7 protein-coding genes are annotated in these 10777 nt (G+C 76.4%); 5 read left to right on the top strand and 2 right to left on the bottom strand.

Going from position 1 to position 10777, the window contains the following annotated elements; translation table 11 throughout:
- Position 1 precedes the first annotated feature (1 nt).
- From PUR56_RS30425 to PUR56_RS30415, 3 genes are all read left to right on the top strand, one after another.
- The gene (locus PUR56_RS30425) at positions 2 to 2569 is read left to right on the top strand and encodes a GTPase-associated protein 1-related protein (protein WP_329951329.1); all 2568 of its coding nucleotides are present in this window, start codon (positions 2 to 4) and stop codon (positions 2567 to 2569) included.
- Positions 2566 to 4278, top strand: coding sequence for a TRAFAC clade GTPase domain-containing protein (locus PUR56_RS30420; RefSeq protein ID WP_329951328.1), 1713 nt, complete (start codon positions 2566 to 2568; stop codon positions 4276 to 4278). The genes PUR56_RS30425 and PUR56_RS30420 overlap by 4 nt, the downstream gene beginning before the upstream one ends.
- A 228-nt stretch (positions 4279 to 4506) precedes the next feature.
- Positions 4507 to 5583, top strand: a complete 1077-nt coding sequence (locus tag PUR56_RS30415) for a hypothetical protein (RefSeq protein ID WP_329951327.1) — start codon at positions 4507 to 4509, stop codon at positions 5581 to 5583.
- A gap of 90 nt (positions 5584 to 5673) precedes the next feature.
- Here PUR56_RS30415 and PUR56_RS30410 read toward each other — a convergent pair whose 3' ends face one another.
- Positions 5674 to 5922 carry a DUF5302 domain-containing protein gene (locus PUR56_RS30410; protein WP_329951326.1) on the bottom strand — a complete coding sequence of 83 codons (249 nt, stop codon included), beginning with the start codon at positions 5920 to 5922 and terminating at the stop codon, positions 5674 to 5676.
- Positions 5923 to 6492: 570 nt separating this feature from the next.
- On the opposite strand from PUR56_RS30410, the gene PUR56_RS30405 reads away from it, so the two are divergent.
- Both PUR56_RS30405 and PUR56_RS30400 read left to right on the top strand, forming a co-directional pair.
- Positions 6493 to 7293 (top strand): endonuclease I family protein, encoded by an 801-nt coding sequence (locus PUR56_RS30405; RefSeq protein WP_329951325.1) that lies wholly within the window; start codon positions 6493 to 6495, stop codon positions 7291 to 7293.
- A gap of 400 nt (positions 7294 to 7693) precedes the next feature.
- Positions 7694 to 9097, top strand: a complete 1404-nt coding sequence (locus PUR56_RS30400; protein ID WP_329951324.1) for a cellulose binding domain-containing protein — start codon at positions 7694 to 7696, stop codon at positions 9095 to 9097.
- A gap of 69 nt (positions 9098 to 9166) precedes the next feature.
- On the opposite strand, the gene PUR56_RS30395 is transcribed toward PUR56_RS30400, so the two are convergent.
- Complete coding sequence (locus PUR56_RS30395; RefSeq protein WP_329951323.1) at positions 9167 to 10279, bottom strand: hypothetical protein; 1113 nt, start codon at positions 10277 to 10279, stop codon at positions 9167 to 9169.
- Between the last annotated feature and the right edge of the window lie 498 nt (positions 10280 to 10777).

Genomic DNA, 10777 nt, shown 5'->3' with positions numbered 1-10777 from the left:
CATGCCGTTCCAGCAGCTCTACTACACCTCGTGCGAGCAGGGCCTGAGCGGCTTCGCCGGCTACCAGTTCAACGCCGTCAGCGCGGACGTCTCCGCCGGGACGATGCGCGAGGTGGAGGCCCTCACCGCGTACGAGCCGCCGGCCTCGCTGCTGTACGCGCAGGCTCCGGAGGAGCTGGCCCGGTGCCCGGTGAACCTGGTGTTCGTCCCCGGGGCGACGGCCCTGGCGGCCCGGGTCCAGTACGTCGGACGCGACTCCTCCCAGCGCTTCGGCAACTACTTCGCCCATGCCCTGACCAGCCCCGACTTCGCCCGGGACGCCGGCGGCCTGCTCGGCATCGAGCTCTGGGGCTCGCCGGTCTGGTCGTCCCGACCGGCCGACCGGACCAGGCTCCCGGCCCTGGACGCCCGGCCCGGCGCCGGCCCGCTCACACCGCGCTCGGTCGGCCGTTTCCTGGCCTCCCACCCGCACGCCGCGCTGCTGCCCGCCCTGCTGGAGGCCGCCCGGGCCGCGCTGGCCGAGGACCGGTCGGTGCTCGTGGTGGACACCGGAACCGACCGGATCGCGCACTGGTTCGCCGCGGTCTGCTTCCTGCTCCCGCCCCCGCTCGCCCGGCGGCTCTCCTTCGCCACCTACCTGCACCGACCCGGCCGCGGCCGGCTGCACCTGATCGGGAGCCTCCCCGAGAACCGGATCGACCTGGGGCCCGACGACCAGGACGTCTACTACCTGTTCGACTTCGTCCGGGGTCTGGTCCCCGCGCTGCCCGTGCACCCGCTGACCGGGCTGCTGGCCCGGGTCGGCCCGTCCTCCGCCCGGGCCTTCTGGTCCTGGGCCGACGACTACCTGAGCGGCCGCGAACGCACCGCCGAGGACTGGCACGGCCCGGCGGCGGCCGCGGCGACGGCCGGCGGCACCCCCCTCACCCCGGCCGACCTCGTCGCGCTGATCGCCTGGCTGACCGGCCCCGAACCGCCGCCGGCTCCCGCGCTCACCGCCGCGGTCCGCGACGTCCACCGCCAGTACCGCCTGGACCGTGAGCAGTTGAGGGCACTCGGCCGGGCCGCCGCCCGCGGCGACGACCGGGAACTCGCCGAGCAGCTGCTGGACGAGGTCCACGAGTCCGACATGCTCCGCTGCGAGGAGGGCGACGGGCAGGCCCTCCCGCCGGTCCGGTTCACCGACCCCGTCCGGCGCGCACGGGTCACCGGGCGGTGGCTGGACCGGTTCCGGCGCGCCGACGCCGCCGGGGCGCTGCGCCTGCTCGGGTGGGCGTCCGCCGCCGGCCTGCGACCGCCGTCCGGCGAACTCGTCCGGCGCAGCGCCGAGCTCACCTCGGAGCTGCTGGGGGCGACCGTCACCGGCCGGCCGTTCCGGGGGCTGGAGGAGCTGCTGACGACCGCCGCCCGCCAGTGGCCGGAGTTCCGGCAGGGCCTGGTGCACACCCTCGGCGTGCTGGCGGAATCGCAGCGGGGCCAGCTCCCCGACCTCCTCCTCGGCCTGCCGCCGGGCCTGCTGCGCGAGGAGGACGTGGCCGGCCACGCCCGGCTCCTGGAGCACTTCCTGGTGGCCCGGGCCCACCGGAGCCCGGAGCTCGCCGTCGCCACCCTGCGGCGGGTCGTCGCCCTGCGGGGCCCGGACGTCCCGCTCGACCTGTCGCTGCTGCACCGCCTCTGGCCGCCCCGCACGTACTGGTCGTACGCCGAGGCGCTCGCCGCCGTCCCGGCGCTGCCGCCCGGGCTGCCCTGGGAGGAGGGGGCCCGCCGGTGGCTCGGCCGGAGCCTGATCCGGGAGATCACCGACGACGCCGGCCTCGACGACTGCCTGCGCCTGTACGAGCTGCTCGCCGACCCGCCCCGGTCCGGCTGGCCGGACCCCGACAGCGCCGCGTGCGTCGCCCGCGCCCTGGAGGTCCGCGACCGCCTGGACCGCGCGAGGACGGCCGATCAGCTCGCCGAGGTGCTGGACGACCTGCCGCCGGTGCGCTGGCCGCCGGCCCGGGCGCTGCTGCTCCGGCGGCTCCCCCGGGGGCTGGCCGAGCGGCCGGTCGTCCGGCCCGACCGGCTGGCCCAACGCCTGCACCTCCTGACCCGGTTGTCGGACGGGGCCGCGCGGGCCTACCTGCAACGGATCCGCACCGAGGCCGCCCGGGTCGGCCGGTCGGGCCCGCCCTCCGACACCCTGCTCGGGCACCTGGCCGCCGCCGCCGGCTACCTGGCGCACCACCGCCCGCCCGGCGCCCAGCTGGACCTGATCGTCGCCACCCTGCACCACGCCCGGGAGCACTGGCCGCCGGACGAGACCGACCGCCTGGCGCGGGCGCTGCGCCCGTACGCCCCCGCCGAGGCCGACCTGCTGGAGCGGCGGTCGGCCGAGCGCCGGTCGACCGCCGTGGGGCGGGTCCTGCGGTGGATGGCGTCCCCGCTCGGGACCGCCCGCCGGACGCCGAGCGACGGCGGCTCCCGCCCCGGCGGCCCGGCGGCGGCCGACCCGGCTCCGCCCGCCGCCGCACCGCGGGTCCCGCCCGTCACGCCCCCCGAACCGCGGCGGCCCGGGGCGGCGGAGTGAACGCGCTGACGGAACTCGTGACGGTCCTCTTCGACCTGCTCGTCCCCCTCGTCCGCTTCCTCGTCCGCCTCGCGGTCTCCCTGGTGCTGGCCCCGCTCGTCGCAGCCGCCCGCGCCCTGCGGCTGCTGGACCAGCTGCTCCGGGCGTACGGCCGGGTGCTGGTGGACGTGCTGCGCCGCAGCGATCCCCAGTACCAGACCCTCCCCGTCCACCGCCCGCAGGACGAGCCGCAGCCCGCCCACCGCGCCTACGCCTTCGGCCCCGCCCGGCGGGACCTGCGGCTGGTCGCCGTCCACGGCCGGCGGGCGCACCGCCGCCGGACGGCCGACGCCCTGCGGGCCGTCACCGACGAGCTGCGGATCGGCCGGGACGTCGTCCTCGCCCTCGCCGGCTACACCGGCGCCCTGTCCGCCGCCCTGGTCACGCTCCCGCTGCTCGCCGCCGCGCTGCTGGTGCACGCCCTGGTGGTGCTGGCCCTCGGGACCGGCGGCGGGCTCGCCGTCCTCGTCCTCACCGGCCTCGACCACGCGGCCCTCGGCGCCCGGCGGCTGCGGCAGGGCGTGCTCTGCCCGCACTGCTTCGAGCGGGTGCGCCGCCCCGCGTACGAGTGCTCCCGCCCCACCTGCCGCCGGCGCCACAGCGACCTGAGGCCCGGCCGGTACGGCATCCTCCGCCGCCGCTGCCAGTGCGACGAACGGCTGCCCACCACGCTGCCGGCCGGCCGCTACCGGCTGCCCGGGTACTGCACCCACCCGCACTGCGGCCGGCTGCTGAGCACCGAGACCGGCCGGCTCGCCGAACACGCGCTGCCGCTCATCGGAGGCCGGGCCGCCGGTAAGACCCAGCTGATGGCCGCCATGCTCACCGTCCTCCGGCGGACCGACCCCGACGGACGGGCCCACGCCCGGTTCGCCGACGAGGAGACGGCGGAACGCTACCGGCTGCAGCGCGAGGTGCTGGAGATCCGCGGCCACCCCCGCAGCACCCCGCGGGCCCGGCACCGGGCCCACTCCGTCCTCCTGGACCGGGCCCGGCCCCCGCGCCTGCTGCACCTCTTCGACACCGCGGGCGAACACTTCGTCAGCCGCGAGGACACCGACGCCCTCCGGTACGCGCGTGCCGCCCGCACCTTCCTGTTCGTCCTCGACCCGCTCGCCGTACCGGACTTCTGGGAGCTCCTCGACCCCGACCGGCAGGCCCGGCTGGACCGCACCCTCGCCTCCAGCGTCCCGCCGCAGCCCGTCTTCGACCAGGCCGTCCAGGCGATCCTGGCGATGGGGGTCCCGCTGCACCGCTCGCGGCTGGCCGTCGCCATCAGCAAGACCGACCTGCTGGACGGGACCGGGCTGCTGGAGGAGACCGGGCCGCCGAGCGGGACCGGGCTGCCGGGCGGGACCGGGCCGTTCGACGGACGGCCGGTGCCCGGCGCCGGTGTCCGGGACAGCGACCGCGCGGCGGAGTGGCTCGAACGGGCGCTCGGGCTGGGAAACCTGGTCCAGGCGATGCGCAACGAGTTCGGCGAGGCGCGGTTCTTCTTCACCGCCGCCGTCCTCACCGAGGACGGGTCGGTCCACCCGAGCGTCGCCCCGCTGCTGGACTGGTGCCTCGCCGACGGGCGCCGGGCGCGGGCCCGGGCGCGGGCCGCCGCGGCGGCCGTCCGGCCCCGGAGCGACGCCCGCACCGCCTCCCCGGGGGCGCGTGCGACCTGACGATCCGGCTTGTGAACCCCCCTGCTCCGTGCCATCGTTGGGGCCATGCCGCACCGCACCGGCGACGACCTTCCGGCATCCGGCCCTCCGGTTCTCGACCCTCCGGCTCTTGCTCCCCCGGCCCCCGACCCACCGGCGTTCGACCCACCGCCGTCGGGCCTGCCCGCACCCGGCCCACCCGCGTCCGACGCTCCGGCGCCCGGCCCACCGGCGTTCGACCACGACACGGTGCTCGCCGAGCTGCGGGCCGTCCGGCGGGCCGGCCCCGTCCGGCTGCGCGCGCTCGACCTCCCCCTGCTCGGCGCCCTCGCCGCCGCACCCGAAGCACGGCACCCGCGCACCGTCGAGGACCTGCTGCGCCGCGCGGTCGCCGAGCTCGACACCGGCACCCTCCAGGAGGCCGCCCGGCACACCCTCGGCCTGGCCCCCGGCACCACCGACTCGCCGGCCGCCGACCGCCGCAAGCGCGCCGCCGCCGTCTACAACGTGAGTGTCGAACGCTTCCGCCGGCACCACGAACTCCTCGTCCTGGCCGCCGTCGCGGACGAGATCGGCCGGCTCGCGGAGGCGCCCGCCGGGCCGGACCGCCGGGTGGCCGCACCCGGGCCGGTCGAGTCGCCGGCCGCCGAACACCAGGTGCTGCACCTGCCGCTCCGGGGCCGGACCGTCGCGGTCCACCTGCACACCCACTCGGTCGACCTGCTCCGCGACGTGGACGTCGTCGTCTCCCCCAGCAACGTCTACCTGGCGCTCGCCGAGGCCTACAAGAACTCGGTGTCGGCCGTGCTGCGCCGGGCCTGCGCGGTGCGCGGCCCCACCGGCGACCTCATCGAGGACCGGATCTCCACCGAACTGCGCCAGTGGCTCGACCAGTACCGCAGCTTCGGCCGTCCGGTCCTCGCCTCGACGGTCGCCCCCACCGGGGCCGGCGCGCTCGAACGGCAGGGCCTCCGCCGGATCTACCACGCCGCCGTGGCCGTCCCCCGTCCCGGCACCAACGACTACGACGTCCAGCCCGCCGACGTCACCCGGTCCGTCACCCGCGCGCTCGCGCTCCTGGGCGAGGAGCACCGTGCCTTCGACCCGCCGCTGCGCTCGATCTGCTTCCCCCTCCTCGGCGCCGGCCGGGGCGGCCTGCCGCCCGAGACGAGCATCGCCGCGGTCTGGGCCGCCGTGGAGGCCGAACTCTCCCGCGGCGCCCCCTGGGAGATCCACCTCGTGGTCCGCGACGCGGCGCGGGCCCGCACGGTCACCCGCCATCTCCTCGCACCGCACACCGCCCCGCTCCGGCCGGCCGCCTCCTGACACCGGCCGCCGCCCCGGCCGGTCCGCCGGGGCGGGAGACCGGTAGGGCCGGACCTCCCGGCCCGGCGGGCCCGCCGGGAACCGATGTGGTCAGCCGCCGCTCTTGCGGCGGAAGTTGCGCTTGCCGCCGGCCGCGCCGTGGGCACCGTGGATCTTCGAGTCACCCGCCGGACCGCCGGAGGTGCCGTCGGTCTTGGCGCCGTGCTTGCGCTCCAGCGCGGCCAGAAAGCGGGCCTTGACATCATCCTGGGCCGGGGGCGCGGGGGCCTCGGCCGGCCGGCCCGCCTCCGGGTTCTCCGGGTTCTCGGCGCTCTCGGTCGACGCTGCGTCGCTGCTCATACATGACCTCCTGGATCGGGTGGAGCCGATCGACGGCCCCGGACACACCATCCCACGTCCGGGGACCCCCCGGCGGCCACCACCCGCCCCGCACCGGCGGAGCCGGCCCCCGCTCCGGCGCCCGCTCCGGCACCCGACACCCGGCACCCGGACGGCGCCGCAAGGTGGCGTGCACCACCGCGGGCGGGCGGCACGGCTCGATCCGCTCCCGGATCCCCGCGCCCCCGCCACCTCCCCACCCCCCACGGTGACCCCCGCCGACCGGGCGTCCGTCACGACGCCGGTCCGCCCCGCAGCACCACGCGCACCACCCCCCGGGAGCCCCCGCACCGGCCCCGACGGACCGGACGCACCGTCAGAACCGCTCGTGGGCACGCCTACCGGGAGGATCCGGGCCGAGCGCGGCCACCGTATGCGAGAACGTCACGGAACGGCCTCCTGCCGGTTACACGGCGAACCCCGAGGACATGTCATCCTCCCGTTAACGCCACGTCAACACGCGTAGATCGCGGCCCGGCCCACCCGGGGCCCGCGGCCCGGCTCGCGTCGTCCGGGAAGGGACAGCCCCCCATGTCCGTTGCACAGATACGCAGATGGAAGGCGCTGGCGGCTGCCGCCACCGTCCTCGTCGGCCTCGCGCTCCCCGCGGTCGCCGCGCCCACCGCGAGCGCCGCCGCCGGCCCGTACGACAGCACGTACTACAAGAACGCGATCGGCAAGACCGGCGCCGGCCTCAAGGCCTCGCTGCACACCATCATCGGCACCGGCCAGACCAAGATCTCCTACGACGCGGTCTGGAACGCCCTCAAGGTGCTCGACCAGGACCCGAACAACACCGCCAACGTGATCCTGCTCTACAGCGGCACCTCGCGCGCCAAGTCCCTCAACGGCGGCAGCGTCGGCAACTGGAACCGCGAGCACGTGTGGGCCCAGTCCCACGGCAACTTCGGCACCTCGGCCGGCCCCGGCACCGACCTGCACCACCTGCGTGCCGCCGACGTCCAGGTCAACAGCACCCGCGGCAACAAGGACTTCGACAAGGGCGGCAGCGCGGTCGGCGGGGCACCCGGCAGCTACACCGACGCCGACTCCTTCGAGCCGCGCGACGCGGACAAGGGCGACGTCGCCCGCATGATCCTCTACATGGCCGTCCGCTACGAGGGCGACGACTCCTGGCCCGACCTGGAGCCCAACGACTCGATCAACGGCAGCACCCGCTTCCACGGCCGGCTCTCCGTCCTGAAGCAGTGGAACGAGCAGGACCCGCCCAGCGACTTCGAGAAGCGCCGCAACCAGATCGTCTTCGACACCTACCAGAAGAACCGGAACCCGTTCGTCGACCACCCGGAATGGGTCGCGGCGATCTGGTAGACCACCCGCGCCGGGCCTCCGTCCTCCGGGCGGGGCCCGGCCGCGGTTCAGCGACGGGGGAGGCTCAGCCGGGCGGTGAGGCCGTCGGCGGGGTTGGGCGCCGGCCGGAAGGTGCCGTGGTGCGCTTCGGTGGCGACGACGAGGGCCAGGCGAGACCGTTGCCGTGGCGGGCCGGGTCGGCGTCGGCCGCGCGGGCGTCCGGCGGGCACTATCAGCCACTCCCGGCGGCGTGCGCCCGGCTTCCGGCCGATCGGGCCCGAACGGGGTTGACGGCCAAATTGGTCTATGCCACTTTCTGATCGCGCGGCCCGCCACCTCCTCCCCCATGCTCCCCCGAGGTGACCCGGGCTCCCCTCCGCCGGTGCCGCGCACCGTCCCCCACCGCAGGAGAGGAACCCCCATGAAGAACGGAACGACCACCCCGCGCCCACGCGTCCGGGCGGCGCTCGCCGCCGCCGTCGCGGCCGGGCTCGGCGTCGGCGCACTGACCGCCCTGCCGGCGGCCGCGGCGGGCGACGCCGTCACGGTGCAGTACCGCAACGGCGGCAGTGGCGCCTCCCAGGCCGCGCCCTGGCTCAAGGTGGTCAACACCGGCTCCACGGCGGTCGCGTTGAGCCAGGTGAAGGTGCGCTACTACTTCAGGGCGGACAGCGCCCCGGCCGCCTACTCCTTCGCCTGCGACTGGGCCGTGAAGGGCTGCGCCAACGTGACCGACACCTTCGGCACGATCGTCGAGCCGGGCGCGCCCGCCGACCGCTACCTGGAGATCGGCTTCACCGCGGGCGCCGGCTCGCTGGCCCCCGGCGCCGACAGCGGGGACCTCCAGCTGCGCTTCCACCGCACCGGCTGGCTCCCGCTCGACCAGGGCGACGACTACTCCTTCGGGCCGGCCCAGACCGCGTACGCGAACTGGTCCAGGGTCACCGCGAGCGTGAACGGGGTCGCGGTGTGGGGCACCGCCCCCGTCGGCAACACTCCCGGACCGACCACGCCCCCCGTCGGCGCCGCGCTGTTCGACGACTTCGACTACACCGGCCACACCGACCCGGCGATCGGCGCGCACGGCTGGAACGTGCGCTCCGGCGGCGGCGGGCCCGGGGTCTCCGGCGCGACCTGGGCGCCCGAGAACGTCTCCTTCGCCAAGGAGGGCGGCAACTCGGTGATGACCCTGCGGACCACCACCGCAGGGACCGGCGAATCCACCCGGCAGACCGAGTTCCACAGCCGGGCGCAGAAGTTCAGGAACGGCACCTACGCGGCCCGGGTCCGCTTCGCCGACGCGCCGGTGAGCGGCCCGGACGGCGACCACCTGGTCCAGAGCTTCTTCGCGATCAACGACCTCAAGGCCCCGATGGCCGACGACTACGCCGAGTACGACTTCGAGTACCTGCCCAACGGCGGCTGGGGCGAGCCCGCCGACGTCTTCTACGCCACCTCCTGGGAGACCTACGGCCCCGACGGCGCCGACAACCGGCACACCGCGGTCCGGGCCGGCTACGCGGGCTGGCACGACCTCGTCCTGACCATCGACGACGAGGCCGTCGTCTACCACGTGGACGGCGCCGAGTTCGCCCGGCACGAGGCGCGCTTCCTCCCGGAGCGGCCCGTGGCGATCCACTTCAACCAGTGGCTGACCGACTTCGCCGGTCTGGCCTCGACGACCCCGCGCGCCTACGAGGAGAGCGTCGACTACGTCCTCCACGTCAAGGACCGGGTCCTGACCCCCGCCCAGGTCGGCGCCGCCGTCACCGCCTACCGGGCCGCCGGCACGACCTTCACCGACTCGGTCCCCGCCACCCCCTGACCCGCCGTCCGGCTGCCGGACGCGGTCGGGCCCGGGGCGGCGAACCGCCCCGGGCCCGTTCCGGCGGGATCAGACCGCCGAGGTGTACGCGGTGAAGAAGCGGCCCGGGACCGGAGAGCCCCCGCCGTTGAAGCAGATGGTGTAGAGGCTCACCGTCCCCGAGCTGCGGTTCCACGGCAGGGCCAGGCCGCACCAGTCGGGACCGGGCCCGAAGGCGGTGGCCTGCGCGGTGTCCGAGGGGACGCCCACGTTCGGGAGCGTGACGGTGTAGGGCACCGATCCGGCGAGCGTGTTGGCCGGGCCCGTCGAGTTGAAGTTGCCGCCGGGGGGCAGGCCGCCGTTGAACCACAGGTAGCCGAAGCGGTTCGGCGGGAACGCCGGCCCGTGGACCGCCCGCTTCAGGGAGTAGCTCAGCGTCCACCGCGTGTCGTACGGGGCGTTCGCCGCGTTGAAGCAGGCGACCACGACCGTCTGGCCGGACGAGGCGGGTGCCCAGTCAGCCACCTTGCAGCGCGCGCCCTGGGCCGCGTCGACGGCGGTGACCTCGATGTTCCCGTCGTAGCCGGCCGAGCCCAGGCCGGGGAGCCAGGCCTTCCAGATGCCGGACCCGCTACCGCCCCAGCTCACCGCGTTGGTCGCGCCGGTGGAGTTGTACTGGGTCAGCACCGCCCCGGTGGAGTTGGAGTAGACGTAGCCGTAGCCGCCGCCGGGCGGGGACGGCGTGCCGCTGCTGGTGGTGTAGAGCACGGTGAAGAGGGTGTTGGCGGGCGCCCCGCCGGGCCTGTAGCAGGCCACCGCGACGTCCTGGCCGGTGCCGGCCGAGCCCCAGCCCTTGATCTGGCACCAGTTGCCGGTCCGGCCGACGGCGGTGGCGTGGGCGATGCCGCCGGGGCCCGCGATCAGCGGGAAGTGCACGACGTAGGAACCGACGCCGGTCTGGTCGACCTTCACCGGGTTGGTGGCCGGCGAGGGCCAGTTGCCCCACTGCCGGGTGGTGTCCGGGACGTACCCGGGCGGCGGGGTCGGGTTGTCGAGGAACGCGAAGCCCCACCGGTCCGGCACGGCGGCGTGGGCCCGGCCGGCCGCCGGAAGGCTGGCGCCCACCAGCGCGGCCAGCACGGCGAGGACGAGCAGGACGGCGCGGACGGGTCTGAACGACGGTGCGACGGTGCCGACGTGCATGGGCGTACCCCCTGGGTGGTGAGGAGTGACGGGCGGCCTGCGCGGTGCTGCCTGCACTGCGGGCCCGTTCCCGGTCGCCGGGTCGGGCTGCGGCCGACGGGACGGCCGGCCCACGGGCGCGGCGGTACCCGGCCTCGGCCGGCAGTGTCGGGGGTCAGGCCCGACGGCGCTCACATCGTAGGGGGGCGTCATCCGGCGGCACAGACCTCCGGCATGGGCCGCCGGGTGCGTTGTCGGCCGATCACGGGCCGGCCCCGGCAGTCCCTCCCGCACCCTCCGTCCCCGCGGCCCCACCGGCCCGCGCCGCGCGGCGCCCCGTGCCCGGCCGCCACCGGCACACCCGCCCGCGCCGTCCCCCCGCGCCCCACCACCACTCCGGCGTCCCGCGCCGGCGCGCCCGGCCCGGGCTCCCGGCCGTGGCCGGAAACGGACGGCCGCCGGGGCGCGACGGCTGCCGGTGCGCCCCGCCGCTCGGGCCACCGGCACACCGGAATCGGG

It is taken from the genome of Streptomyces sp. BE303 (assembly GCF_036290945.1).
Taxonomy (GTDB): Bacteria; Actinomycetota; Actinomycetes; order Streptomycetales; family Streptomycetaceae; genus Kitasatospora.
The sequence above is the reverse complement of the archived record's forward strand: the minus strand, read 5'-3'. Positions and strand labels throughout refer to the sequence as shown.

Excerpts from the sequence above, each read along its gene's own strand:
- PUR56_RS30405 (WP_329951325.1), top strand. The coding sequence starts at position 6,493 with ATGTCCGTTGCACAGATACGCAGATGGAAGGCGCTGGCGGCTGCCGCC.
- PUR56_RS30425 (WP_329951329.1), top strand. The coding sequence starts at position 2 with ATGCCGTTCCAGCAGCTCTACTACACCTCGTGCGAGCAGGGCCTGAGC.
- PUR56_RS30410 (WP_329951326.1), bottom strand. The coding sequence starts at position 5,922 with ATGAGCAGCGACGCAGCGTCGACCGAGAGCGCCGAGAACCCGGAGAAC.
- PUR56_RS30395 (WP_329951323.1), bottom strand. The coding sequence starts at position 10,279 with ATGCACGTCGGCACCGTCGCACCGTCGTTCAGACCCGTCCGCGCCGTC.
- PUR56_RS30400 (WP_329951324.1), top strand. The coding sequence starts at position 7,694 with ATGAAGAACGGAACGACCACCCCGCGCCCACGCGTCCGGGCGGCGCTC.